General features: G+C 38.4%; 30 protein-coding genes. 8 read left to right on the plus strand and 22 right to left on the minus strand.

Annotated elements, in window-relative coordinates:
* Positions 1-57: 57 nt before the first annotated feature.
* A complete protein-coding gene (locus GFH32_RS15115) occupies positions 58-603 on the minus strand; it encodes a hypothetical protein (RefSeq protein ID WP_153512389.1) in 546 nt (181 codons plus the stop codon).
* Positions 604-674: 71 nt separating this feature from the next.
* Here GFH32_RS15115 and GFH32_RS15120 point away from each other — a divergent pair, with 71 nt between their 5' ends.
* The 5 genes from GFH32_RS15120 to GFH32_RS15140 all read left to right on the plus strand — a co-directional run bounded on the left by GFH32_RS15120 (position 675) and on the right by GFH32_RS15140 (position 7,459).
* On the plus strand, positions 675-992 hold the full coding sequence (locus GFH32_RS15120) for a hypothetical protein (RefSeq protein WP_153512390.1): 318 nt from the start codon (positions 675-677) through the stop codon (positions 990-992).
* 14 nt (positions 993-1,006) lie between these two features.
* A complete protein-coding gene (locus GFH32_RS15125) occupies positions 1,007-1,924 on the plus strand; it encodes a lysylphosphatidylglycerol synthase transmembrane domain-containing protein (RefSeq protein ID WP_153512391.1) in 918 nt (305 codons plus the stop codon).
* Positions 1,924-2,634, plus strand: a complete 711-nt coding sequence (locus GFH32_RS15130; RefSeq protein ID WP_153512392.1) for an SDR family NAD(P)-dependent oxidoreductase — start codon at positions 1,924-1,926, stop codon at positions 2,632-2,634. Before GFH32_RS15125 ends, GFH32_RS15130 begins: the two co-directional genes overlap by 1 nt.
* Positions 2,635-3,059: 425 nt before the next feature.
* Positions 3,060-6,068, plus strand: coding sequence for a SusC/RagA family TonB-linked outer membrane protein (locus GFH32_RS15135; RefSeq protein WP_153512393.1), 3,009 nt, complete (start codon positions 3,060-3,062; stop codon positions 6,066-6,068).
* A gap of 17 nt (positions 6,069-6,085) precedes the next feature.
* Positions 6,086-7,459 carry a RagB/SusD family nutrient uptake outer membrane protein gene (locus tag GFH32_RS15140; protein WP_153512394.1) on the plus strand — a complete coding sequence of 458 codons (1,374 nt, stop codon included), beginning with the start codon at positions 6,086-6,088 and terminating at the stop codon, positions 7,457-7,459.
* Positions 7,460-7,495: 36 nt separating this feature from the next.
* On the opposite strand, the gene GFH32_RS15145 is transcribed toward GFH32_RS15140, so the two are convergent.
* From GFH32_RS15145 to GFH32_RS15160, 4 genes are read right to left on the minus strand one after another with little or no spacing between them, the layout of a single operon-like run.
* On the minus strand, positions 7,496-8,848 hold the full coding sequence (locus tag GFH32_RS15145) for an alpha/beta hydrolase family protein (RefSeq protein WP_153512395.1): 1,353 nt from the start codon (positions 8,846-8,848) through the stop codon (positions 7,496-7,498).
* Positions 8,845-9,432 (minus strand): hypothetical protein, encoded by a 588-nt coding sequence (locus GFH32_RS15150; protein ID WP_153512396.1) that lies wholly within the window; start codon positions 9,430-9,432, stop codon positions 8,845-8,847. The genes GFH32_RS15145 and GFH32_RS15150 overlap by 4 nt, the downstream gene beginning before the upstream one ends.
* Positions 9,425-9,874, minus strand: coding sequence for a hypothetical protein (locus GFH32_RS15155; protein WP_160366853.1), 450 nt, complete (start codon positions 9,872-9,874; stop codon positions 9,425-9,427). The genes GFH32_RS15150 and GFH32_RS15155 overlap by 8 nt, the downstream gene beginning before the upstream one ends.
* Before the next feature lie 40 nt (positions 9,875-9,914).
* On the minus strand, positions 9,915-10,175 hold the full coding sequence (locus tag GFH32_RS15160) for a DUF2089 family protein (protein ID WP_153512398.1): 261 nt from the start codon (positions 10,173-10,175) through the stop codon (positions 9,915-9,917).
* 134 nt (positions 10,176-10,309) lie between these two features.
* Between GFH32_RS15160 and GFH32_RS15165 the strand changes: the two genes are divergently transcribed.
* Positions 10,310-11,056: a lysophospholipid acyltransferase family protein gene (locus tag GFH32_RS15165; RefSeq protein WP_153512399.1), complete on the plus strand. Its 747-nt coding sequence runs from the start codon at positions 10,310-10,312 to the stop codon at positions 11,054-11,056.
* Between the two features lies 1 nt (position 11,057).
* Here GFH32_RS15165 and GFH32_RS15170 read toward each other — a convergent pair whose 3' ends face one another.
* Together GFH32_RS15170 and GFH32_RS15175 are read right to left on the minus strand one after the other, a co-directional pair.
* Complete coding sequence (locus tag GFH32_RS15170; protein ID WP_153512400.1) at positions 11,058-12,158, minus strand: glycosyltransferase family 2 protein; 1,101 nt, start codon at positions 12,156-12,158, stop codon at positions 11,058-11,060.
* A 16-nt stretch (positions 12,159-12,174) separates the two neighbouring features.
* On the minus strand, positions 12,175-13,167 hold the full coding sequence (locus GFH32_RS15175; RefSeq protein WP_228384154.1) for a hypothetical protein: 993 nt from the start codon (positions 13,165-13,167) through the stop codon (positions 12,175-12,177).
* Between the two features lie 385 nt (positions 13,168-13,552).
* Between GFH32_RS15175 and ruvC the strand changes: the two genes are divergently transcribed.
* Complete coding sequence (ruvC, locus tag GFH32_RS15180) at positions 13,553-14,116, plus strand: crossover junction endodeoxyribonuclease RuvC (RefSeq protein ID WP_153512401.1); 564 nt, start codon at positions 13,553-13,555, stop codon at positions 14,114-14,116.
* Here the strand turns inward: ruvC and GFH32_RS15185 are convergent.
* The gene (locus tag GFH32_RS15185; RefSeq protein ID WP_153512402.1) at positions 14,113-15,156 is read right to left on the minus strand and encodes a hypothetical protein; all 1,044 of its coding nucleotides are present in this window, start codon (positions 15,154-15,156) and stop codon (positions 14,113-14,115) included. The genes ruvC and GFH32_RS15185 overlap by 4 nt on opposite strands.
* A gap of 385 nt (positions 15,157-15,541) precedes the next feature.
* Between GFH32_RS15185 and GFH32_RS15190 the strand changes: the two genes are divergently transcribed.
* Positions 15,542-16,012 (plus strand): Lrp/AsnC ligand binding domain-containing protein, encoded by a 471-nt coding sequence (locus GFH32_RS15190; protein ID WP_153512403.1) that lies wholly within the window; start codon positions 15,542-15,544, stop codon positions 16,010-16,012.
* A gap of 24 nt (positions 16,013-16,036) precedes the next feature.
* On the opposite strand, the gene GFH32_RS15195 is transcribed toward GFH32_RS15190, so the two are convergent.
* The 14 genes from GFH32_RS15195 to secY all read right to left on the minus strand — a co-directional run bounded on the left by GFH32_RS15195 (position 16,037) and on the right by secY (position 26,902).
* On the minus strand, positions 16,037-17,101 hold the full coding sequence (locus GFH32_RS15195; RefSeq protein ID WP_153512404.1) for a M20 family metallo-hydrolase: 1,065 nt from the start codon (positions 17,099-17,101) through the stop codon (positions 16,037-16,039).
* The gene (gene proC / locus GFH32_RS15200) at positions 17,094-17,894 is read right to left on the minus strand and encodes a pyrroline-5-carboxylate reductase (protein ID WP_153512405.1); all 801 of its coding nucleotides are present in this window, start codon (positions 17,892-17,894) and stop codon (positions 17,094-17,096) included. The genes GFH32_RS15195 and proC overlap by 8 nt, the downstream gene beginning before the upstream one ends.
* An 11-nt stretch (positions 17,895-17,905) precedes the next feature.
* Complete coding sequence (argB, locus tag GFH32_RS15205; protein WP_153512406.1) at positions 17,906-18,694, minus strand: acetylglutamate kinase; 789 nt, start codon at positions 18,692-18,694, stop codon at positions 17,906-17,908.
* Between the two features lie 5 nt (positions 18,695-18,699).
* The gene (locus GFH32_RS15210; RefSeq protein WP_153512407.1) at positions 18,700-19,662 is read right to left on the minus strand and encodes a Rossmann-fold NAD(P)-binding domain-containing protein; all 963 of its coding nucleotides are present in this window, start codon (positions 19,660-19,662) and stop codon (positions 18,700-18,702) included.
* A 10-nt stretch (positions 19,663-19,672) separates the two neighbouring features.
* Positions 19,673-20,806, minus strand: a complete 1,134-nt coding sequence (locus GFH32_RS15215; protein WP_153512408.1) for an aspartate aminotransferase family protein — start codon at positions 20,804-20,806, stop codon at positions 19,673-19,675.
* Between the two features lie 117 nt (positions 20,807-20,923).
* On the minus strand, positions 20,924-21,646 hold the full coding sequence (rplQ, locus tag GFH32_RS15220) for a 50S ribosomal protein L17 (protein ID WP_153512409.1): 723 nt from the start codon (positions 21,644-21,646) through the stop codon (positions 20,924-20,926).
* A 113-nt stretch (positions 21,647-21,759) separates the two neighbouring features.
* The gene (locus GFH32_RS15225; RefSeq protein ID WP_153512410.1) at positions 21,760-22,752 is read right to left on the minus strand and encodes a DNA-directed RNA polymerase subunit alpha; all 993 of its coding nucleotides are present in this window, start codon (positions 22,750-22,752) and stop codon (positions 21,760-21,762) included.
* An 84-nt stretch (positions 22,753-22,836) separates the two neighbouring features.
* Entirely contained in the window at positions 22,837-23,445 is a 609-nt protein-coding gene (gene rpsD / locus GFH32_RS15230; RefSeq protein ID WP_153512411.1) for a 30S ribosomal protein S4, read from the minus strand.
* A 66-nt stretch (positions 23,446-23,511) separates the two neighbouring features.
* Positions 23,512-23,901, minus strand: a complete 390-nt coding sequence (gene rpsK, locus GFH32_RS15235; protein ID WP_153512412.1) for a 30S ribosomal protein S11 — start codon at positions 23,899-23,901, stop codon at positions 23,512-23,514.
* Between the two features lie 14 nt (positions 23,902-23,915).
* The gene (rpsM, locus tag GFH32_RS15240; protein ID WP_153512413.1) at positions 23,916-24,293 is read right to left on the minus strand and encodes a 30S ribosomal protein S13; all 378 of its coding nucleotides are present in this window, start codon (positions 24,291-24,293) and stop codon (positions 23,916-23,918) included.
* Between the two features lie 28 nt (positions 24,294-24,321).
* Positions 24,322-24,438, minus strand: a complete 117-nt coding sequence (ykgO, locus tag GFH32_RS15245; protein ID WP_013665024.1) for a type B 50S ribosomal protein L36 — start codon at positions 24,436-24,438, stop codon at positions 24,322-24,324.
* 39 nt (positions 24,439-24,477) lie between these two features.
* Positions 24,478-24,696 (minus strand): translation initiation factor IF-1, encoded by a 219-nt coding sequence (gene infA, locus GFH32_RS15250; protein ID WP_021071231.1) that lies wholly within the window; start codon positions 24,694-24,696, stop codon positions 24,478-24,480.
* A 70-nt stretch (positions 24,697-24,766) separates the two neighbouring features.
* On the minus strand, positions 24,767-25,549 hold the full coding sequence (gene map / locus GFH32_RS15255) for a type I methionyl aminopeptidase (RefSeq protein WP_153512414.1): 783 nt from the start codon (positions 25,547-25,549) through the stop codon (positions 24,767-24,769).
* A 6-nt stretch (positions 25,550-25,555) separates the two neighbouring features.
* Positions 25,556-26,902 carry a preprotein translocase subunit SecY gene (gene secY, locus GFH32_RS15260; protein ID WP_153512415.1) on the minus strand — a complete coding sequence of 449 codons (1,347 nt, stop codon included), beginning with the start codon at positions 26,900-26,902 and terminating at the stop codon, positions 25,556-25,558.
* Positions 26,903-26,906 lie beyond the last annotated feature (4 nt).

Genomic DNA, 26,906 nt, shown 5'->3' on the forward strand with positions numbered 1-26,906 from the left:
TTTAAACAACAAAGCCGCAGAAATTTTCTGCGGCTCATTAAAATTCTTTAGTTTTCCCTAGTTTGCACGAGAGAATTTGAATACTAAATGACCTTCACCTTGATCTAAAGGAATAGGCATGCGCATAGTCATTCCACTCTCATCAGCAAAAGAAAGATCTAAACGGTATCCGCTAGTAACGTTCGCAGCTTTATCTCCAGCATAGACTTTCTTAAATTGAAATGCTGGCTCACCACCTGTTTTACTTGGATTGAAAATAGACCATACGATATTACGAACTGCTCCGTTTGCACATAAGGTACCTTCAGCGTTGAAAGTAATCGTACCGCGTTGCGCGCCACCTGGTAAATCCCATACCGATCCGATGAAACAATCAACAGGAGCCTCGTCAAAAATATTTTTGATCGTATAGTTGCTCGGAATGTTTTCACGTTCTACAGAATTCAACACCCATTTACCTTTAACGCCAGCACGCCATTGAGATGCTGTTGGACCCTGAGAAGATTCTGCACCTCCAGTTGTCGATTTCTTTTGCGCACCACAACTTCCTAAAATTAACACCATCGTTAATAAGGACAAAAAGGATAAAATACGTTTATGCATATTACAAAGTTTAAAATAGTATATTAAATGTATATTAGTAACCTCAAAAATAACACGATATTTTGATGAACATGACATCCAAAAATCATACCATAAGCAAAATCGTTGCCAAGGCGATATTACGAATTGTAATGATTATTCTAATCATTGGAATCGCCTATTCTTTCAGCAAAGATGCTAATTTATTGAAGAACATTTCGTTATATTTTCCACACAAATGGGCTATATTTGCGCCGATTTCATTATTTATTGTTTTTATCATTCTAATGTTGATGATGCTCCGCGAAAAATATAAGCGAACGGATTTCAACTGGCTGTTTGCTTTAGCCGGCGGTTTCCTTGTCATTTATTTAATGATGCTCTTTTCAAGGATCTATCCCCTTCTCTAATTTGATATTATCTTATGCAAGATACCAAGATCTGGAATATCGTTAAGAACCTACTAAAAGTAGTAATCACCTTAGGCGCACTCTACTGGGTAGCTAACAAGATATCGTTTTCAGAATTGAGTCAGGCTTTACGCACCAGCAATCCACTCTATTTGATCCTAGCATTCTTAGCTTATTGCTGTTCTATATTAGTGGCGTCTTCTCGGCTAAATTCTTTTTTTAAGGCTATTGGTCTAGCGCTAACTGAACGCTACAATTTTAGACTTTATCAGCTCGGACTCCTCTATAATTTCTTTTTACCAGGAGGTATTGGCGGTGATGGCTATAAAATATTCTTTCTAAAGAAAACTTTCAATGTGTCCCGACGACAAGTATTGGGAGCTGTTTTTTTTGATCGTTTAAGCGGATTGTGGGCTCTGTGTATCGTTTCAGGGGCACTGGTAATCTTTATGCCTCGATTAGCGATTCCTAATTATATTACCATTGCAGTGCTTGCAATTGGAACGATAAGTTATTTATACGTCCTAAGAACCTTCTTTAGACAATTCTTAAACAACTTTATTGTCACCCATTTTAAAGCATTAGCGGTTCAGGGATTTCAAACCATAACTGCAATTTTGATTTTGTACGCAATGAACTTTGACGGCAAATTCTCCCCTTTTCTATTAATCTTTATGGTTTCCTCGCTCGTAGCAATCGTCCCTTCAATTGGTGGCGCTATCGGACTTCGAGAAACTGTCATGTTTAGTTTAGCAACCTACCTTAAATTAGATCCACATATTGCCGTTACGATTAGCTTGATTTTCTATATTATCTCGCTATTGGTAGCATCCAGTGGAATATATTATATTTTCAGACCTCAGCGTTTAGGAGCCGATAAACTTCCTTCGGCAAAAGAGGTAGAAGAAGAAATCGATAAAGAAGAAGAATAATGGCAAATATTATCGTTACAGGAGCCAGCAGTGGCATAGGATTCGAAGCTGTATTAGATTTAACCGCAAACAAAGCCAATAAAGTAATTGCTTTAGCACGCTCTGCGGACAAACTCCGTAAGTTGCATGAAATCGCAACTTCGCTAAACCACGATGGAGGAACGCTATACCCCGCGCAATTTGACATCGTATATGATAACTATCAGGACTCTCTAGTCCCGTTTATTCAGTCGAAATTTGAAACGGTTGATATTTTAATAAATAATGCCGGCGCTTTAATTAATAAGCCTTTTCTTGAAACGTCAAATGAAGATTTTGCGTCCATGTTGCAATCGAACTTGATTGGTCATATCAATATGATTAAACATATAGTTCCATTGATGAGAGAAGGCAGCCATATTGTAAACATAAGCAGTATGGGCGGATTTCAAGGATCTGCGAAATTCCCTGGTCTCTCAGCTTATTCGTCCAGCAAAGCAGCCCTAGCGTCACTTACCGAGTGCTTAGCGGAAGAATTTAAAGAAAAAGGAATCAAAGTAAATTGTTTGGCTTTAGGCTCTTCGCAAACTGAAATGTTTGAAGCCGCATTTCCAGGTGTCGAAGCAGGGACATTAGCATTTGAAATGGGGCGATACATAGCAGAGTTTGCACAAAATGGACACAAATTTTATAATGGTAAAATACTTCCGGTGGCAAATACCACGCCCTAGTCAATCCGCGATTAAAAACTATTAAATATATCAAAGGAGTCTATAAAAAAATAGGCTCCTTTCTTGTTTTGTATCGCTGTCAATCCAACTATAGAGAATAAGCACCTATGACCGCGACAATCCTTTCCAACCAACTCCCAATTTCAGTCAGATTTCATTAACACCTGAAATATTCACAGAATTTATTTTCGAAATTCAATGACGATCCAATCATTTTTTAATGAAACACAATAATAAATGAGATTTATTTATAAATTTACGCGTACTAAATGCTGAAACTTAACCTTCTTTTGCGGAACCCTAGACATCGAAATCAACTAGCAAAGGATTAATCTTTACTAGTAAAAAGCTTTTGAAACTAAATTAGATTTGGTTAATAACCAAATTTGGAACAACAACAAATTACTAAACTAGAAAACTTAATTATGAAAAGAAATCTACTATTTTTCATAATGCTTTGTTGGCTACCTATCGTAGCATTCGGACAAAGCAGAAAAGTTAGCGGCACAATCACTGATGCCGTTACAAATCAACCAATCGCCGGTGCGACGATTAAAGCGGTTGGTACAAATTTCGTCTCCCAAACTGACGTCAACGGACGCTATGAAATTGGGCTTAACGAATCCACAAAATTCCTATTTTTCACCTACATCGGTTACACTTCTCAACAGATTGCAGTTTCTGGTGGCACTTTAGATGCTCAACTTAGCCCTTCAGCTGCCGATTTAGAAGAAGTAGTGGTTGTTGGTTATGGTACACAAATTAAGAAAGACATGACTGGATCCGTGGCGAGCGTAAAGATGTCTGATTTAGAAGATGTCCCATTGCAGACTGTAGAAGCCGGATTACAAGGTCGTGCACCGGGTGTTTTCGTGAACACAAGTTCAGGAAAACTAGGACAGGCGTTACAAATCCGTGTACGTGGTATCTCTTCAATTTCTGCGGGTACACAGCCTTTGTATGTAATTGACGGAGTACCAATGATGACAAAAGCGATGGGTACGTACGATGAACCAGATAATCCGCTAGCTGCAATTAGTCCCGATGACATCGAATCTATGGAAGTATTGAAGGACGGTTCAGCTTCTGCTATCTACGGCTCAAGAGCCTCAAACGGCGTTGTCTTGATCACAACGAAAAAGGGTAAAGCAGGTAGAACAAAAATCGATCTCAGCTATTTTGCAGGATTTAGTGACCCAACGAATAAAGGTGACTTCTTGAATGCTGATCAATATCGCGAACTTCTATCTGCAGCATTAAATAATGCCGGATATATAGGTCCTGATCCTGACGAGCAATATCCAGATATTAGTTCCTTCTGGGCAGATTGGACAGGAACAGATGACTGGGATAAAAACTACAATACCAATTGGGTAAACGAAGGTATGCGTCGTGGAAATCTTCAACAAGGAAGTTTGAGTATCTCTGGTGGTGATAGTAAAACTAGATTTACAGCATCTGGAAGCTTTTCTGATACCAAAGGTATTATCATCGGAAACCGTTTCAAGAGAACCTCAGGAAGAATTGGTGTTGATCACTCTGCATTCGATTTCTTAGATATCGGCGGAACTTTGAACATCAACAAAGTCGACAATTACCGTGTAAGTAGCGATAATGCCTTTTCAAACCCACTTCAGTTAAACGCATTGCCTCCGATTCAACCCGTACGCGATGAAAATGGTGACCTAAATAATTACACTGTTTATTACAATAACTTAATTGATTTAGAAAACGGAAACAATACTTCGAGTACCTATCGTACTTTCGGTACCGCGTATGCCAACGCTAGAATCACAGAAGATTTAACCTTCCGCTCTGAATATGGTATGGATTTCCAAAACCTGGAAGAAGATTTATACCTGGGTATGAGAACACAAGACGGTGGAGATTCTGGAGGTTATGGATTTAGTTACCAAGCAAGGTCAATTAACTTCAACACCAACAACACGTTATCTTATGCTAAAACCTTCAACGACATCCACAATCTAACCTTATTAGGTGGTATGTCATACCAAGAACAACAGTTTAGATATACGATGGCAGAAGGTAAAAACTTCCCTTCTGACTTGTTTAGAAAAATTACTTCTGCAGCCGTAAAATCAGACGCGAGTTCATCAGCAACTTCTAGAGCAATCGTATCTTATTTTGCACGTGCGAACTATAAATTATTAGATCGTTACTTATTTGAAGCGTCGATTCGTACGGATGGTTCTTCTCGATTTGGAAAAGAATTCAAATACGGTACATTTCCTGCGGCGTCCATCGGATGGGTAATTTCTCAAGAAAACTTCTTGCAGGAAAGCAATACCGTAAACTTCCTAAAACTGAGAGCGAGTTATGGCTTAACCGGAAACGAGGACATTGACGATTTTGCTTCTAGAACACTTTATAGCGGTGCAAATTATGCTGGAACACCAGGTACTGTAGCGTACCGTTTAGGAGACCCTAGATTAACTTGGGAACAAACAGCGCAAAGCAACATTGGTTTAGATTTTGGAATCTTAGCCGACCGCATTTCGGGAACAGTTGAAGCTTACCACAAAAAGACAACAGATTTATTGTTAGACATGCCGATTGTATCGACCAGCGGTTTCACAACCATTTATAGAAACGTGGGTAGTCTAGAAAATAAAGGATTAGAGTTAACATTAAATTCTAAAAATTTCGTAGGCGAATTTAAATGGTCTACAAGTTTTAACATTTCTTGGAATAGAAATAAAATTCTAAAATTAGTTAATGGACAGCCAATCTATCCAGGTGGTCGCTACTTAGGCCGTTTAGAAGAAGGAAAGCCATATGGTTTCTTCTATGGAAAAGCCTATGCAGGTGTTGATCCGGATAATGGTGATGCCCTATATTACAAAGACGCTACACGTAGTACAACAACAAACGTTTATTCAGAAGCTGCAGATCAAGAAATTGGAAATCCAAATCCGAACTTTTACGGTGGTTTTGGAAACAGATTCTCTTATAAAAACTTCGATTTAGACATCCAAACACAATTCGTTAGTGGTAATGACATCTACAATGCTGCAGGTGGTTTCCAATCGGCAAACGGTGATTACTTTGATAACCAAACAACAGATCAAATGAACTATTGGAAGAATCCTGGTGACGTAACAATGGTACCTCAACCGCGTTTCGATTCAGCAAATGGTACTAGACCTTCATCACGTTATGTACAAGATGGTTCATATTTCCGTATTAAGAATGTCGTATTGGGTTACAACTTACCAAATGAAACGGTGAATAAATTGAAAATGCAAAGAGCAAGAGTTTATGTGTCGGCAACTAACTTGTTAACATTAACAGACTACAATGGTTACGATCCGGAAATCAATACCACCTTTGCAGGTGCTGTTCAATTAGGTACAGACTTCTATACTGCACCGCAGCCACGCACAATCACTTTTGGAATTAATGTCGGTTTCTAATCAAAAACGAAAAAGTTATGAAAATCTTAAAAAATCTATCATATTCTGTTTTAGCCTTCTCCTTATTGGCTAGTTCTTGTGGAAAGAAAATAGATATAGAACCCCAGGATGATATCTCATCTGAAAATGCACTATCTAGTGCCGCTGATGTTAACAACGTACTCGTTGGTGCCTACACCGTGTTAGCACATCCAGCATTATATGGCACCAACTTGGTCATGATTCCTGATTTGTATGCTAGTCCAAGCTATTTAAACTGGACAGGTACATTCAGCACCTACCGAGATATTTCTAATCAAAATTTAATATCCACGAATGAGGATGCGACTCGTACATGGACACGTGCCTACCAAGCGATCAATGCGGCCAATACGGTATTAGAATCCCTAGATGTCGTTACTGATCCGGATATGAAAAACGAAATTCAAGGAAAGGCTTTGTTCATTAGAGGAATTATGCATTTCGAATTAGTTAGATTATATGGCCTTCCATATGAAGCTGGAGCTGCAAATTCAAGTTTAGGCGTTCCAATTGCTTTGAAAGCTGTAAAGGCATTTGAAGATATCACATCCGATGTACCACGTAATACGGTGGCGGAAGTTTATACGCAAGCAGAAAAGGATCTTACGGACGCGGTTTCTCTTTTGAGTGACAGTCCAGATCTATATGCAGCGAAAGGAATGCTCGCTAGATTATATCTACAAAAGAGCGATTACACCAAAGCTCGTATTCAAGCAAACGATATTATCGAAAGCGGTGAATACAGTTTGACTGCCAACTTAGAGGATCCATTCCGTGTAAAAAATTCATCTGAAGGCGTTTTTGAAATTCAACAGAATGAGCAAAGTAACGCGGGTTCTTCGAATGATGGTCTTGCAACTTTTTATTCGAGCTATTTAAACAACACAGGTGGAAAAGTAGGTCGTGGCGACTTGAGTATCTTGAATTCTTACGTGAATGGCTACGCAGCGACAGACAAACGTAGAACCCAGATGATCTATGAAGGAACAGGTGCCAAAACCGGATGGTTTACACGAAAATGGTATAATTACTTCGACAATATCCCTGTAGTACGATTAACAGAGCTTTATTTAACACGTGCGGAGTGTAACGCTAGATTAGGTGGTTCTGTTGGTGCCAGCCCTGCGAGCGATATTAACGAATTACGCCAACGTGCTGGACTAGCTGCGTTGGGAACCGTAACGGTTAACGATATACTTGCTGAAAGAGATAAAGAGTTAGCTTTTGAAGGTTATAGAATACACGACTTGAAACGTACAAAAAGAAGTATCGGTGCATTACCGTATAATGCTCCAAAACTTGTTTTCCCGATTCCATATCGTGAAGTATCTGTCAATTCAAAACTGGTTCAAAATCCAGGATATAATTAACATAAATAAAAAAGCCGCCTCAATGAGGCGGCTTTTTTATTTTAAGTTTAAAATCCAATCCCCGATATCTTCCAAGACACGCATATCAAAGGTCTCTTCAATATTCGCATATTCTAAATGCGAACCAGAAGCAGATGTTTGAAATAAATGATTTAAACCTGGATAAATCTTAAGCAGGCTCTTCGGATTCTTAGGTAGATTATCGGTCAAACTCTCCATATTAACCGCAGCTGGAACTTGAACATCGTTACCCGCAAAAGCTGCAAACACAGGAATATGAATACGCTTAATGAATGGGACAGGATCAATTTTTAAGAAGTATCGATACCACGGCGTAACCAATACACCGATTTCATCTCCAAACTTTGCATTTTGACTTTCGGGAATAGAGCGCATATTTGCCATAAGTTCCTCAAATGCCTTTTCTGCAGATAAGCTACTCTTCACAATCTCGTAATTCTTCAGAATAATATTTCTGTCCATTTCGCTCATTTTTTTACCCTGGACTCTCATCACTGCTTCATTCTGTAATAACATCAAGGAATCAATGGGTATAGCAGGTCCGGCAAGATCAACAATAAACTTCAATGAAGGGATACGCTGCCCGGCAAGAATTGTCGCAATTAGTCCTCCTTCGCTGTGACCAATAATACCGACTTGTTTGGGATCTACATCAGCTTGCGATCGTAAGAATTCCAAGACTTCCATAGCATCTTTCCCAAAGTCTCCAGTCGTCGCTTTCGTATAAATCCCTGTAGATTCACCAACGCCACGGTCATCATAGCGGAGCACAACGATCCCACGCTTTGTAAGATAGTCGGCAATCAATTTAAAGGATTGATGTGCAAAAACAGTTGAATTTCGATCTTGGGGACCACTTCCTGAAACTAATATCACGGCCGGGTGCTTCCCTCCTGTTCGTGGACGCGTAATTGTCCCCGCAAGCGTCACATCAGCTAATTTATTAGGTATAGAAACATTTACAGTATCATAACTATAAGGCGGGTTTACTGCTTGTGGGCGCTTATAAGACTTCCAAACACCTTTTTTAAAGTCTAGTGGAGCTTGCATACTTCCTTGCTGTACACGACCAGTAATCGACTGTCTATCATCAGAAAGCTTACCCGCATATCTGACGCCAAATGCTTTTACTTCGACATGAATTGAATCGCCATTAGCTTTAATCAAGGAAAATGGCAACTTTGCTGGACTTTGCGAAGGGCTTTGCATGGTCCCACTCCATTCTCCATCGTATTTAAACTCAAAAACTGTTGGAAGTTTTACATTTGGCAATTCGAGCGTACCTATCCACGTTCCCTCAAACGACTGCCCACAAGCTAACAAGGTGAAGCTTAATCCAATAAGGCCGAGTAGGTATTTTTTTATCATGATAAATAAGGATTTAATATATGTAAAAAGGTATCCAAAAGCATCGTCAATATGATGATTAATATAACATGATACCCTTTTTTACTATTCATGGCAATTTTCATACCCAGAACCAAAAGATGGAAAAAGTAGTAAAGTAATGCTATTGCCAATATGCCAACGATAGATATGATTACTAAGTTAATCTGAGGAACAGTTTTCAGCGTTAAATCACCTCCTAAGATTGCTGTCTCTAGAGGTTTCATGACCCCTTGCATGTAGGGATTGAAGAGCAATAACATAACCATCATTTGTGCAAAGTTGGCAACCAATACGACGCTCAATACATCGATGAGGCGACTCTTTGTATAGATCAGTTTAGCGATTAAAAACATCAGCATACTTAACAAAATGTTGTTCATACTCGTATTCAAGAATACTTTCCATAAGGGTAGCCCTGTGTTATTATGAAGTTGAACGATACCATCGGCAAGAATGTTCCAATGCCAGCTCAATAAAACCATAATCACAAAAACAGAACAGCCAAATATTAAAAGCTTCCTATCTGTACTATTTTCAAATGGATTTAATAAAAACTTAAGCATTCGAATTCCTCCCTTCTCCTGAATAGTAATAATCTATGACGGATTGTACTTCCTTGGGCGTTTGAGTCCCAATAAGCACTTTCTTTCCTGACTTTAATTGAAGTTGCACCCCCATATTCCCACTCGTGCTCATTGCGATGCCTCCCCTTCCGAACCGATATCCCCAACCTCCATAATCGAATAGTGAATATTTTTTTAAGGAAACCTCTTCAATTTCACTCCAGGCATACAACCTGTTAAAAACGAAAGGTACAAAGCGAACATGAATACCTTCGGAATCATATCTTGTCTTTAAACGAATAGAAAACAACAATACGAAAATGATTAGGAATAGAGCTGCGCTTAGCAAAACGGCTAAGTTATTAATAACTGAAGCGCTAAGCACAGTATATAACTTCCATCCGATTAGCAAAACGGATAATAACACAAGCCATTTGGACATAAAACTTTGAGATTCTCGATACACGTTCATAAATTATTCGTTATAAGGTTTTCATTTTTGCAATAAGCTCATCCAGCTTATTCCGTACGGTGGGGTAGCTCTTCCCCATTTTATTGGCCATTTCTTTTAAACTTCCAGAGTTCATAAGAAATTGAATAACGAACTCCTGCTCCTCGGATTCTAATCGCATCAAAGTTGGAAACTTGAAATGACCAGAAACCTCCGTTTCGCAAGACGAACAGCAAAGTTTAACAACAGACATCTCAGCATCACATGCCGGACAGTGAATTGGAAATTTCATATAATCAATATTAAACTTAATAAAGTTAAACATTATTTTAATTTTATTAAACAAAATGTCAACAAATGAGTATTCACAAACGTTACAATGGGCAATTTGACCAATTTCGTATATTTGCACAATTTATGTTGATTATGAGAAAACTATTAGGGTTTATCCTGACACCTATATTCTATTTTTGCTTCGCTTTATCGCTTATCATATTCCATCCTATACAGTGGTTGTGTCTAAAATTAGGAGGCTATAATGCACATAAGAAAAGTGTAGATATACTAAACGGCTTACTGGTTGCTTGCAACTATACACTGTTTAACAGAACTCATTTTATCGACAACAAGAATATCCCTACAGGTAAGCCAATCGTATTTGTTGCTAATCATCAGAGCACCTTTGATATTCCTCCATTAATCTACTTTCTGAGAAGATTTCACGGAAAATTCATTTCGAAATTGGAATTAATGACTGCGCATATCCCAAGTATTTCTTTCAATTTAAAATATGGTGGAGCGGCGAATATCGACCGAAAAGATCCTAAACAATCTATTGCAGAAATCTTAAAATTGGCCAACAATATGAAACAAAATAATTGGTCAGCATTTATATTTCCCGAAGGTACGAGAACGAAGACGGGAAAGATGAAGGCCTTTTCAGTTGGTGGAATAGCGACGCTCTTAAAGAAAAACCCAGAGGCTTTGGTGGTTCCTATCGTCATTAATGGATCCTACAAAATGGTGCAATGGGGCGCCTTCCCATTACGTCCTTTCACATCGATGTCTTGGGAAGTCTTAGATCCGATCGATACAAGCGGCTTAAATGTCGAGGAAATCGTCAAGAAAGCAGAGGACCTAATTCGTGCTAAAGTAATCGAAGAAAAGCCCTAAATTAATTTACAGAGCGACCCTTCCAATCGTATTTTCCGATATTTCCCAATACCCCAATATAAACTAAGTATACCGAATGTAGTATGCTAAGCAATGGAAGATTAAATATCAATGATTTACGCCCGGCGAACGAAAGAACCGGATAGAGGAAAACAAATTCAACTGCGATTTTCAACAATATAGAAAGGAAAATTAATCGCTCGGCTTCTGCATCGGCCCAACAAAAGCAGAGGATGTTAACCAACAAAGCAAAATTAAACAGCCATATCGAAACACCCAAAGCCACCACACGTTTGTCTTTATACTTTGTGCTCTTGGATGCCCATCGGCGACGTTGGTTTAAAAAAGAGGATAGGTTCTCTTTGGCATCTGTATATACAATAGATTCTTTAGCTTTACAGAATCCAATTCGACTAGCATATTGCTCGGCAACCTTATGTAATAATAACTCATCATCTCCCGATGCAAGTTCGTCAATACCTTTAAAACCACCCATTTCGTAGAAAACGGACTTTCTGTAGGCTAAATTTGCACCATTACAAGTCGTAGGATTTCCATTTCCAATACCTGCTGCCCCTAGACCAATGAGGTACAAAAACTCAAGCGTTTGCAGGTTCTCAAAATATGATTTTTCTTCGTGATAACTCACCGGACTAGAAACCATGTAAAGATCATTAGCCTCCATAAAATGGATAATTGTTCTTAACCATTGTGGACCCATGCGGCAATCGGCATCCGTCGTGACTATAATCTCTCCGGTTGATAAATCAATCGCTTTATTGATCGCATATTTTTTATAAGAATTTAGCTTATCTCCAGCCTCTAGACTAATTAACCGAACGCCACGATTTGCATAAGTATTAATAATTTCACTCGTTCGATCAGTAGAATGATCATCCACAACAATTATTTCTAAAAGCTCTTTCGGAAAATCTTGCGCCATTAGGCAATCTAAGGTTCTACCAATGTTCTGCTCTTCATTTCTCGCTGCAATGATGACACTGACCTTGTGCTGTATTGCGGCTTGACTAGGTTTGATTACGGGTAGGCGTGTCCAACCTGCGCGCATATAAAGCACGAGAACCACATACACTACGCACATGATAAATAGAAAAAGACTAAGACTTGTTATCACTGATATAATTCACATTAAATACAAAAAACGCTCCAATGATGGCTGGGAAAATTAAATTCACAAACCATACACAGGAAACAATTGCCATAACCGCCAATTCTTGGGTAGTGATATAGGCAAATAAATTACTAGCAACGAAGCTACGCACGCTAAAATCGAATATATCAAGCGAAGGTACAGCAGACTGTACGAAAAATAAGATAAAAATCATTGGAAGCATCGAAACAATCGATAAATCAGGAAGAAAAACAAACATCAGCAAAATATACTGTGATGTAAAGATCGCAAAACGGCATGTTGAAAGCCATAGTACATACGCCAACTCCGATATGGAATAGTCTTCTAAAACTGCAAAAAATGGCTTTACTTTCTGTAACAGCTTTACTTTTCCCACCAAATAATCAACCCAAGAGACATTGAAAAACAAAATCAAAAATGCTAACGCATAAATTATGGCAAGTAACCAAACACCGAAATCCACGGCAGTTGGCGTATCGATGAAAGTCGTAACAAACCAAGCTATACTTAATGCGCCAAATATCGAGGTCAGGACCAATTGCGCAAATAACCCTACGCCCATCGCTACCGCACCGGAAGCACGATTTTCTGGACGCAAAAGCATGATACGGCCACCGTACTCCCCTATTCTATTGGGTGTAAAGATTGCCCAGGTAAGCCCGCAAAATACCGAACGAATTGCTTTCCATAAACTCAAATGTTCCAAGCGCTTACTCAAAAATCGCCATTTAACAACTTCTAAGAACCAATTAGCAAACATAAGTAAGAAAACGACAGCAAGAACTAAACGGATAGTAAGTGGATCAATGGTTCCTATTAAATGTTTGAATTCAGCTAAGTTCTTTTGATTATTAACCTTTGAAACAACAAACCACATCGCTAATGCAACTATGAGGATCTTGATTAATAGGTTAAGATATTTTTTCTGCGTCTTTGTCAATTTCTTGTTTGAAAGCACAATTTTAACAATTTTTTAATAAATATCAGGCTTTTACGACTGCTACTTTATCGAATTCATCATCTTTCTGTCGATTGCAATAGCAAAACAGATGGCGATAACGAAGTCCACTGTCGACGTGCCGAAAATCCTATAATTAACCGATTTTCACTACTAATTTTAAAAGCAAAGTCAATAGCGAATAAATACTTAGAATTGTGCTTTCTACGGACGTGCTTCGAACCTCATTCGAAGCTCAGCGCGAATTTATTGAAGTAGGTGTATCTAATATTCAAAGTCCAGTTGAACAACGTTTAATTAACAGATTTATGTCTGATGAATAAACTAAAAGGATAAGCCGGTTTCGAAGCGTCTATGATTACAAGGATTTTTGTAATATTGTAAGATGCAGAAGGAAAAAGCAAAGGAGCGAATTATTCTAGGAATTGACCCTGGTACAGTAATTCTAGGGTATGGAATAGTGAAAGAAGTGAATAAAAAAATAACCTTGCTAACGATGGGCGTCATTAAAATGGGACATCTAGATGACCATGCATTAAAACTGCAACGAATATTTAAGAAAGTTTCAGCACTCATAGAAGAGTACCATCCTGACTGCGTTGCCTTAGAATCACCATTCTATGGTAAAAACATACAAGTAATGTTAAAATTAGGTCGAGCGCAAGGTGTAGCCATGGCCGCAGCTTTAAATGCCGACATTCCTATTTCAGAATATGCTCCTAGGAAGATAAAACAATCGGTTACCGGTAACGGTAATGCGAGTAAAGAGCAAGTTGCCGCAATGTTGCAAACCTTATTGAGTTTTAAAGAAACCCCGGAATTTTTAGACGCTACTGACGGCTTAGCGGTTGCCGTCTGCCACGCATTTCAACAAAACTTATCAGGAGAAAAGCAATCCTATAGTGGATGGGAAGCGTTTGTGAAAGATAATCAGAAGCGGGTCCGTTAAAGCTGTACGGATCGTATTACATTTTTCACATTCCGCTCAATAATATCCGTCATGGATTGGCAATTTAAATATTGTGAATCCTCATAGACCTGCGCATGCGCCTCTCTCAGCTTGATGATATTCTCTTCAGTTGATAACTGTTGCGTTTTAGACGCGTCCCGGAGATCCTTTATTCGATGTCTTTCACTCCGTACACGATGCACAATCGAAGATCGCTCTTCCTGCTGATACTGCAAAACAGTTTTCTCTGTCAAATGATCCATCGACAACTTGACGTAGGGATAGTTCTCCTTAAAAAACTGCGGCATATACACTTTAATATTCCCTTCGTAAAATTGCTGATCAAAATCAATCGCTCGTATGCGAAATTGGAAATCATCAAAATCAGGAGTTATTTGCATAACAAAATTGTAAGCTCGCATATCACCCAATAACGAAATAACACATCGTTCGTTGAATTTTACAAATTCCTTCGCTATACGCGTTTGATTATAATCTGGAGAATACATCCGCGACTTCGAAAAAACGTCGCCTGGGATACCGACAATGTGCTCCTCAACTAAGGTATCTCGATCATATAGATAATTGACTTGATTTGGGGATAAAATCTCTTCCAATTCCAAACCATATATACGTGAAGCGTCCGCTTGCTTGATATAAAAATAGTCGTACACATCGTTTAGCCGATTGACAATCTTAATTCTAAAAGGCTTAGTATTTCCAAATGCACAAAACTCGATCCGCTCAATCACCTTATGCTGCACAATCCTAGTGTTTCCTGAGGCTTTTAACTCCGCGTAAACAATCTTCAATTGATCGTATAGATGATCCTGCACGTGCTGCGGGTAGAGAGGAATCTCCCAGTAGGTATCAACTCCATTTTTATCAATAACAGGAACGGTTTCATCAAATTGAAGTAAGTCCGAGTAAGCTAGCGGCAGCTTGCTATCTCGTTGATACATCTTAAGATATTTCAATAGTCCAGATCCTACTGGAAACACAGGTTTCTTCCTAGATATTTTAACGTCTTCAATCTCCATCGTCTCTTATTTATCGTTCAAATCTAATGTACTAATTTTTAAAAGCAAATTATTATCATTTGAAATATAAATATGACAAAAAAATTGATATAATTTTATCATTCAAACATTAAAATACCATTAAAAGTTGTTATTTTTGAAAAATAATCAAATCAATAGGTTTGTTGATTCGGTAAAATGGAAGAAGCTCCTCGGGCGAGGAGCTTCGACGCTAACCAATTATAAACCTATGTTATTTTGAGGGGCTATTCTAAACAAAAACTAGATGTTTTTCCGTTTTTGTTACAACAAATTTACATTTTCATTCAAAAAAATGGAAATTTTTCTGAATTTTTTAGATATTTTTAAAAAATAAACAAATTATACACGCAATAATACCATTTTTATGGAAAAAAACTATTCAAATTACGATTTAGACAACCTGGATGTTCAAATTTTATCCATTTTAATGGAAGATGCATCAATTCCTTATACTGAAATTGCCAAAAAACTGATAGTTTCTGGCGGAACAATCCATGTTCGCATGAAAAAAATGGAAGAATTGGGAATAATCAACGGTTCAAACCTAATAATTAACCCTCAAAAGGTAGGATTTGACATCACAGCGTTCCTAGGAATCTATTTAGAGAAGGGTTCTGAGTATTCAGATGCGGTAGAACAGCTAAAACAAGTTAAAGAAGTGGTAGAATTGCACTATTGTACTGGTCAATACAGTGCTTTTGCTAAAATTATCTGTCGCGACACCTCACATTTGCGTAAAGTTTTAAACGAAGATATTCAAGGATTGAAAGGAATTCAACGTACGGAGACTATAATTTCCCTTGAAGAGAGTATAAAACGTCAGATTACATTATAAAAAAAGCGGGCTAGCCCGCTTTTTTTATATAATATTGTTCAAAAGAGCAATATAGAAAGCTATTCCCTCCTCTATTTCGCTCAAATAGATAAATTCATCCGCTGTATGCGATCTCGCTGAGTCTCCCGGCCCCACTTTAATCGATGGAATTGGCAATAAAGCCTGGTCACTCATCGTAGGACTTCCGTAAACTTCTTTCCCGAGCTTAATTCCCGATTGTACAATGGGATGATCAATTGCTATCGTCGATGGATTCAAACGGGTTGAACGCGCAACGACATCCGACTTCACGTGCTCCTTAATAATATCTAATATTTCTTGATTGCTATAGACATCGGTACTTCTTACATCGACGACGTATTTACAGAGCGCAGGAACAACGTTATGTTGAGATCCCGCCTCGACCATCGTCACGCTCATCTTTACCGGTCCCAAGAAGCTAGAAAGCTTTGGAAATTGAAATGTACGGAACCAGTTGATATCCTCAATTGCTAGATAGATCGCATTGATTCCTTCTTCGCGAGCTGCGTGTCCGGATTCTCCCTGTGCTGCACAATCTAAAACCATTAACCCTTTTTCAGCAACGGCTAAATTCAATAAAGTTGGCTCTCCTACAATTGCGAAGCTACATTCGGTCACATGTTTATAGGCTTCCTCAATACCATTCTTCCCAGAAACCTCTTCTTCTGCAGAAGCAATTAAACAAAGATTGAATGGAAGGTCTTCACGCTCATAGAAAAAACGAAAAGCCGCAATTAAAGACACTAAACAACCGCCAGCATCATTACTCCCCAAGCCGTAGAGTTTTCCTTCTTCAACTAGGGGCTGAAAAGGATCTTTCGTATAACCTGGATTTGCTTTTACAGTATCATGATGCGAATTGAGAAGAACATTGGGTTTGCCTGCATCGCGGAACTTATTGTAAGCAATTATATTATTGCCTACTTGTTCCGATGGTATCTCATGGGTAAGTAAGAATTGACGGATTAAAGCTGCTGTATCTTGCTCTTCACGACTAAGTGAAGGCGTACTGATCATATGCTTTAACAGTGTTATACTATCACCCGTCAGTTCTTGTATATTAGTCATTATATAAACCTCCAGCTTTCTTTGCTGACAATTTTATTCCTTTAATAAATGCTGAACTAAAGCCGTTATGCTCCATTTCATTTAATCCCGCAATTGTGCATCCCTTTGGTGAGGTTACTTTATCAATTTCACTCTCAGGATGACTTTGCATTTGCAATAATAAATCTGCGGCACCTTTAGCGGTTTGAATGGCCATCTTTAACGCATCGTGTGCATGGAAACCAATTTCAACGCCGCCTTGTGAGGCTGCACGGATACTACGTAAGAAAAATGCAATACCACAAGCACACAATGCAGTGGCGGAAGTCATCAAATCTTCGTTAATAAGCACTACAGAGCCTACCGTTTCAAACATTTCAGTAACGGCCTGTATCTGCGACTCATTTGCTTCATCCGTCGCCATGCAGGTCATAGATTGCCCAATTGCAATTGCGGTATTTGGCATGACACGAACAACCGTTTTATCCGTACCAATTGCTTCTTTTATGTCGGCACATGTTACACCCGAAACAACAGAAATTACAATTTGATTCGGTGTTAGCGTATTTTTAAGCTCGTCGAGTACTTTTCGAATCTGTTGCGGAAGAATTGCCAACACAATATAGTCAGCTCCTTGAATAGCATCAACGTTATTTTCGCTTACGCCAAAGCCAGCGTTCTTCTCTTCCTCTAAAGAAGAAAGTGATCGTCTCGTGATTGTAATGTCGCTCGCAAGGCAATAGTCGGCCTTCACCAATCCCTTGGCTAAGGAAAGTCCGATATTACCCCCACCGATAATTGTAATTTTTTGCATGTTGTATAGATTTAGGCAATTAAACAAGTGCCAAATTTACGCTGTTGATACAGATGTAAATTATTGGCATTGCCAATATACACATTGCTCACCCCCTTTGCAATAGCATCAAATGCATTTTGCAATTTTGGAATCATGCCATCATGTATAATCTTATTGTCTTTTAACTGCTCAAATTCTCCTGAGCGAATGGTCTCGATAACAGAGTTCTCGTTATCAACATCTAATAACACTCCGTTCTTTTCAAAACAATAGATTAGGGAGACCTCATAGAGTTTAGAAAGTGCAACAGCTAACGACGAAGCTATGGTATCTGCATTGGTATTCAATAGCTGACCAAGTCCATTATGCGTGATTGCTGAAAACACTGGCGTAAATTCTGCCTCCAATAGTTTTTTGATTGCTAGTGAATTGACGGAATCTGCAAGTATATCACCAGCAAAGCCGTAATCGATTTCACGTACAGGTCGTTTTACCGCCTTAATTACGTTACCATCAGCTCCACAGAGTCCGATTGCATCGCAATCTAGCTTTTGAAGGTTAGCAACAATATTCTTATTGGTCAAGCCAGCGTAAACCATGGTTACCACGTCCAGCATCGGCGCATCCGTAATTCGACGGCCCTCCACCATTTTCGCTTCAATTCCTAAGTCGGCAGCGATGCGTGTTGCAATCTTGCCTCCTCCGTGCACTAAAATTTTTCTACCCTGTAAAGCGGAAAACTTTTCTAAAAATGCTTCCAACTGTTCAGGATCATCGATGATGTTACCACCGATCTTAATAATATTTAAAACAGACATCCTTCTTATTTCAACCCCTCCAATAATCTCTTCAACACAACTTGTGCTGCCCAAACACGATTTCCAGCTTCTTTGATTACCAAAGAATTTGGACCATCTAATATTTCTGAAGATAACTCTAAGTCTCTACGAACAGGTAAACAATGCATTACTTTCGCATCATTTGTAAGCTTCAACTTTTCATTATCCATCATCCAATTTTCAGCTACTGGATAAACTTCTCCATATTCTTTAAAAGAAGACCAGTTTTTAACATACACAAAATCAGCGTCAGCTAATGCCTCGTCCAATTTATTCGTAATTTTTGCACCTTCAGTAAACTCCTCCGATAACTCATACCCCGCAGGGTGTGCAATCGTAAAATCTACTAAATCTTCTTCCTGTGCTTTACACATCCATTCTGCAAACGAGTTTGGAACCGCCTGTGGAAGTGCCTTCACATGAGGAGCCCAAGCTAGTACAACCTTAGGTTTGTTCGTTTTTTTATGCTCCGTAATTGTTATCAGATCAGTTAAACTCTGAAGTGGATGTCGTGTCGCACTTTCTAGGGACACAACGGGTACAGCAGCAAACTTCACAAACTTGTTAAATAAGTCTTCGGTATAATCAGCTTCTTTGTCTTTCAATGATGGAAAAGAACGAAGTCCTAGGATATCGCAATACTCGCCCATAACGGCAGCAGCTTCACGAATGTGCTCTACAGTAGTACCGTTCATAATAACGCCGTCACGAGTCTCTAAAGCCCAACCATCCTTATCCATGTTCATGACAATCACTTGCATTCCTAGATTCATAGCAGCCTTTTGCGTGCTAAGTCTAGTACGAAGACTCGGATTTAGAAATACTAAGCCTATTGTCTTATGTTTACCAAGATCTTCATGACCAAAAGGGTTCGCTTTCAACGATAATGCTTCGTCGACTACCGACTTTAAATTGGTTACGTCAGCTACGGAAAAAAAGTTTTTCATTTATATGTAATTATGCTTTCAAACGCTCTTCAAAAGCCGTCAAAAAGCGATCTGCTATTTCTTTATTAATATTTAATGCTGGAAGTATACGAATCACATTTGGTTTTGCTTCGCCTGTGAAAATCTTGTTAATTGAAAGCAATTCCTTTTTGACTTGACTCAACTCTTCAGGTAACTCGATTCCAATCATCAATCCACGCCCTCTAACCTCGAGTACTTTATCAAATTTCTTCAACTCATCAATTAGATAATTACCAACGTTCTCTGCGTTCTCAATTAATTTATCTTGTTTAATAACATCTAATACAGCAACCGCTGCGGCACATGCTAAATGATTACCACCAAAGGTAGTCCCTAACAAACCATAAGATGCCTTAAATTTAGGAGCTATTGCAATTCCGCCAATTGGAAAGCCATTACCCATACCTTTTGCCATAGAGTAAACGTCTGCTTCTACACCAGCATAATCATGCGAATAGAAAGAACCTGTCCTGCCGTATCCACATTGAACTGAATCTGCTATATAGACTGCTCCATAGGTATCACAAAGTGAACGAATAGTCTTCAAGAAGGATATCGATGCTTCACGAATACCACCAACCCCTTGAATACCTTCGATAATTACAGCCGCGATATCTTCTCCGAAATCTTGAAATGCTTTCGTTAGTGCCTCCTCATCATTAAAAGGTAAGAACACCACGTTATCAGTCTGATTAATCGGAGCAACGATACTAGGATTATCAGTTGCCGCAACCGCAAGTGAGGTACGACCGTGAAATGATTTACTAAAAGCAATAACTTTCTTCCTTCCAGTATGAAACGACGCTAGCTTCAAAGCATTCTCATTTGCCTCAGCCCCAGAATTACACAAAAATAACGTGAAATCAGTCTTTCCAGACACTTCCCCTAACTGTCGGGCAAGCTGCTGTTGAATAGGAATTAAAACAGAATTTGAATAAAAACCAATTTTATCTAACTGGTTTTTTAAGGTCTCTACATAATGCGGATGTGTATGACCTATGGATATTACAGCGTGGCCGCCATACAAGTCCAAATACTCAGTACCTTGTTCGTCCCAAACCAAAGATCCCTTTGCTTTTACAATATTGATAGGATTAACAGGGTAAACATTAAAAAGTTCCATTTATTATGCTTTCGTATGATGTAAATTACAAATATATGGAGTAATAAATTACAAATGCTTATAAAATAAAAAAAGTCCCCTTAGATAAGGGGACTTTTCTATATCATTAGTAAATGATTACTCATCAACTTTTTTACCGCTGTCTAATTCAGCTTTCAATTTTTCCAATTCTTCGAATTTACCGTCAGCAGCTAATTGAGCTTGCTCAGCCCAAGTTGCAGGATCTGCAGTATTGAAATTAGAACCAGCTTCAGTTAAAATTTCTTTAACTTTCTCAGCATCAGATTTTGCTAAATCAGCGTAAGTAGCGATACCAGCTGCAGTTAATACTTCAGCAATTTTAGGACCGATACCTTCTACGATCGTTAAGTCATCAGCTTTTGCAACTGCTGCTTTCGCTTCAGTTTCAGTAGCTTTTTTCTTAGTTGTAGCACGACGACGAGTAGATTTTTTCTCAGTTTTAGCAGTGTTGCCATAAACTTCATTGTAGTCTACTAATTCAATAAATGCCATCTCCGCGTTATCACCTAAACGGTTTTCCAATTTGATGATACGAGTGTAACCACCTGGACGTGAAGCAACTTTCTCAGATACTTCGCGGAACAAGATAGTAACAGCATCTTTATCTTTTAAGTAAGCGAATACCGTACGACGAGAGTGTGTTGTGTCGTTTTTAGATTTTGTAATCAAAGGCTCAACATAAGTACGTAATGCTTTAGCTTTTGCTAATGTAGTAGTAATACGCTTGTGTTTGATTAATGAAGTCGCCATGTTAGCTAACATCGCCTTACGGTGACTGTCAGTGCGGCCTAAGTGATTAACTTTTTTTCCGTGTCTCATTTTTTTAATTTGTTTTTGTGCGTACCGTTCTTTCTTTCAAGCTTGTATGTATAATCAGATTATCTCTACTCCCAAGAGGAATTACGCAACAGGTCGCTTATTATTGTAATTTATTATTCTTCGTCTAGCTTGTACTTAGACAAGTTCATACCAAATGATAAACCTTTCGATTTAACTAATTCTTGAATCTCGCTTAAAGATTTCTTACCAAAGTTGCGGAACTTCAACATATCAGCAACATCATAAGTAACTAATTCTGCTAATGTGCGAATATCAGCTGCTTTCAAACAGTTCAAAGCACGAACTGAAAGATCTAAATCAACTAACTCAGTTTTCAAAATCTTACGCATGTGTAAGATCTCTTCATCAACAACCTTAGTCTCTTCCTTAGTTTGAGATTCCAACAACATGTTCTCATCAGAGAACAACATAAAATGTTGGATTAAGATTTTAGCTGCCTCTTTCAAAGCATCTTCTGGATGAATTGAACCATCAGTTGAAATATCTAACAACAATTTCTCGTAGTCAGTTTTTTGTTCAACACGATAGTTCTCAATGGTATATTTTACATTTTTGATCGGAGTGTAGATAGAATCGATCGCGATAACTCCAACTGGGCCATCAACAACTTTGTTCTCTTCTGCATTCACGTAACCACGACCTTTACCAACAGAGATTTCCACCTCTACAGTAACAGAGTTATCCATATTACAGATAACTAAATCAGGGTTAAGAACTGTGAAATTGTTAGAGAATTTTGTGATGTCTCCTGCTGTAAATTGATCTTGGCCGTTGATAACTACAAAGATTTTCTCGTTATCGCCTTGCTCACCACTCTTTTGAAAACGAACTTGTTTCAAATTAAGAATGATTTCCGTAACATCTTCTACCACGCCTTTAATCGTAGAGAATTCGTGCGAAACGCCTGAAAATCTTACCGACGTAATTGCATATCCTTCTAGAGAGGACAATAAAATACGGCGCAAAGCATTACCAATAGTTACACCAAAACCTGGTTCTAATGGACGAAATTCGAAAGTACCATCAAAATCAGTTGATTTTTGCATGATAACTTTATCCGGTCTTTGAAATGCTAAAATTGCCATTTATGTTCTTTTAAGTTTTAGTACTTGATATGATATAACACTAACATGCACGCTAAAAAAAAGCCTGCATGTTAGTATTATTTATTATTTAGAGTATAACTCTACAATTAAATTTTCTTTAATGTTCTCTGGAATGTCAGCTCTTTCAGGGTAAGTTACGAAAGTACCTTTCAATTCATTTGCATCCCACTCTAACCAGCTAAATTTATTGATTTTTCTACCAGCTACAGAGTTTGAAATCGCTTCTAACGATTTTGAACGCTCACGAACCTCAATAACATCACCAGGGCGAATGCTATATGATGGAATGTTAACTAATTGTCCGTTAACAGTAATATGCTTGTGCGAAACTAATTGACGCGCAGCTGAACGTGTAGGAGCGATACCTAAACGGTAAACGATATTATCTAAACGAGCTTCTAATAATTTTAAGAAGTTTTCACCAGTAATACCTTGTTTTGCTGCCGCTTTCACGAATAAATTTGAGAATTGACGCTCTAATACACCATAAGTATATTTAGCTTTTTGTTTCTCTAATAACTGAATTGCGTATTCAGATTGTTTACCTCTTCTTTTAGATGGTCCATGTTGACCAGGAGGGTAATTTTTCTTTTCTAATGCCTTATCTGGGCCGAAAATTGGCTCTCTAAATTTACGAGCGATTTTGGACTTAGGTCCTGTATATCTTGCCATTTGTTTGTTCTGTTTGAAGTATCATTCAGCCTTTAGCTGACGAATCTTATCTTAAACACTCTATTATTAAACTCTTCTACGTTTTGGAGGACGACAACCGTTGTGCGGTAGTGGAGTAATATCCTTAATCGTCGTTACGTCGATTCCGATTGTTTGTAAAGAACGGATCGCAGACTCACGTCCAGCACCAGGTCCTTTAACAAAAACTTCAACTTTACGTAATCCTAGGTCGTATGCAACTTTACCACAGTCGTTAGCAGCTTGTGACGCAGCATATGGAGTGTTCTTTTTAGAACCTTTGAAGCCCATCTTACCAGCTGAAGACCATGAAATTGTTTGACCTTGATTGTTAGTCAAAGTTACGATAATGTTGTTAAAAGTAGCGTTGATATGAGCTTGACCAACAGGCTCAATAATTACGATACGTTTTTTAGTAACTTTTTTACTTTTAGCCATTTCTTAATTACTTATTATTTAGTAGCTTTTTTCTTGTTAGCAACTGTCTTACGTTTTCCTTTACGAGTACGAGAGTTGTTTTTAGTGCGTTGACCACGAACTGGTAAGTGTTTACGGTGGCGTAATCCACGGTAACAACCAATATCCATCAAACGTTTAATGTTCAATTGAACTTCTGAACGTAAAGCACCTTCAACTTTAATCTCGTCGTTGATGATAGTACGAATTGCTGTCAATTGATCATCATTCCATTCCTGAACTTTCACGTTCTGATCGATACCTGCTTTATCTAAGATATAAGCAGCAGTGGAACGACCAATACCGAAAATATAGGTAAGGCCAATAACACCTCTTTTGTTTTTAGGTAAATCTATACCTGATATCCTTGCCATATAATATTTTAAGCGATTATGTTAATAACTACCCTTGACGTTGTTTGAACTTAGGGTTCTTTTTGTTAATTACAAAAACTTTTCCTTTGCGACGGATGATCTTACAATCCGCACTGCGTTTTTTAATTGATGCTCTAACTTTCATTTTTATAAGTTTTTTATACTGCTACTAATAAACGGAAGCCTACTTATAGCGGTATGTAATTCTTCCTTTGGTTAAATCATAGGGAGACATTTCCAACTTCACTTTATCACCCGGCAGAATTTTAATGTAGTGCATACGCATTTTGCCAGAAATATGGGCAATAATCTCATGACCATTTTCTAGCTCTACACGAAACATCGCGTTTGAAAGTGCTTCCTTAATGATACCGTCTTGTTCTATCGAGGCTTGTTTAGCCATATAAGCTCTATTTTTATGTATAAATTCGCAAAACAGGAGTGCAAAGATAAATAATTTAATTGATAACCAACTACTTTTTATCTAAAACTTTCTCAATTGCATCAAAATTTAATAATACGTCCGGCTTTCCTTTTCTGATTGCAACCATCTGTTCAAAGTGAGCAGAAAGTTTGCCATCGATTGTACTAACGGTCCATCCATCATCCCAAAACTTAACGCCCCCTTTACCTGCATTGATCATTGGTTCAATACAAATAACTAATCCCTCTTCTAATTTAGGACCAGAACCGCGCTTACCGTAGTTTGGCACTTCTGGTTTTTCATGCAAATGAAAACCAACACCATGACCTACAAGCTCGCGAACAATACCATAATTATAACGCGTAACGTATTCTTGAACGGCTGCCGAGATATCTCCAACACGCTTACCTGCTACTGCTTCATCTATACCTTTATACAAAGAAGCTTTCGTAACGTCTAGTAATTGCTGCGCTTCAGAAGAAATCTCACCTACACCAAAAGTATAAGCTGAGTCGCTAATAAAATCATTTAAATTAACACCCCCATCAACGGAGATAATATCCCCTTCCTGCAACACATACTCACTTGGAAAACCATGAACAATTTGATCGTTCACCGAAATACAAAGCGAATATGGAAACCCGTGATAATTTAAGAACGCAGGAGTTCCCTTATGATCTTTGATAAACTCAAATGCAAATTTATCAAGCGATAAAGTCGTTATTCCTGGCTTTACCAACGAAGCAATCTCTGCAAGTAATTGCGAGAGTACATTAGCTGACTCTCGCACTTGCTCAATTTCTTCGTCTGTTTTATAATATACTTTAGACATTCAAAATTAAATTGCTGACTGGTCGTAACCTTCAACTGTTGTTGCAGAACTACGGCCTTTTACTCTACCTGTCTTCATCAATCCGTCGTAGTGGCGCATCAACAAGTGACTTTCAATTTGTTGAATTGTATCCAACACAACCCCTACTAAGATTAACAACGAAGTACCACCATAGAAATGAGCGAATTGGTTATTTACACCAAATAGTGTAGCAATTGCCGGTAATATAGCAATCACTGCTACAAATACTGCCCCTGGGAATGTAATGTGAGAAATCACATTATCGATAAACAAATTGGTTTCATACCCTGGCTTAACACCTGGGATAAATCCACCATTCTTCTTCATGTCTTCTGACATTTGTTGAGGATTAACCATAATCGCTGTATAGAAGAACGTGAATGCGATGATTAACAACGCGAACACGACGTTATACGTAACGGAGGTATAATTACTCAATGAAGTCAAAAAGTCTGACTGGACGTTCGGAAAGAACTGTGTCAGGGACATTGGAAGGAACATGATTGCTTGCGCAAAAATGATCGGCATAACACCCGCAGCATTTACCTTTAAAGGTATGTACTGACGAACACCGCCGATTTGTTTATTTCCAACGATTTTCTTAGCGTATTGTACAGGAATCTTACGAACCCCTTGAACCACAAGAATGGTAAATATTACAACAAAGAATAGGGCTACAAACTCCAATAACAATGGAATCGGACCACCACCACTTGGGCTCATTCTAGAACCCCACTCCGCTGTAATACCTGCAGGAAGCTGCGCGATAATACCTGCCATAATAATAAGTGAAATACCATTACCGATACCTTTATCCGTAATTTTCTCACCTAGCCACATCACAAACAATGTACCTGCTGTCAATACGATTGCTGAAAGAATAGAGAACATCGGATCCGCAATAGTTTTTGCTTCTGGACCGATTTGTGTCTTTACGTAAGCCACTGACTGAACCAAAGTAATCGCTACTGTTAGGTAACGTGTTATTTGAGTCATCTTCTTACGACCAGACTCTCCCTCCTTTTGCATTTTTTGAAAAGCAGGAACAGCTATCCCCAATAACTGCACAACGATAGATGCGGAGATGTATGGCATTACGCCTAATGCAAAAATTGCAGCCCGTGAAAAAGATCCACCGGCAAACATATTGATTAGGTTCATAATATCATTACCACCTTCTCTGTTTACTACCAATGCATCTGGATTAACACCTGGCAACACCACGTGACATCCTATGCGGTATATTAAAAGAAAAAGTATCGTATTTAGAATACGATTACGTAATTCTTCAATCTTCCATATATTGGTTAAGGTTGTGATTAGTTTCTTCATGTAT

The sequence above is a fragment of the Sphingobacteruim zhuxiongii genome (genome assembly GCF_009557615.1).
Lineage (GTDB): Bacteria > Bacteroidota > Bacteroidia > Sphingobacteriales > Sphingobacteriaceae > Sphingobacterium > Sphingobacterium zhuxiongii.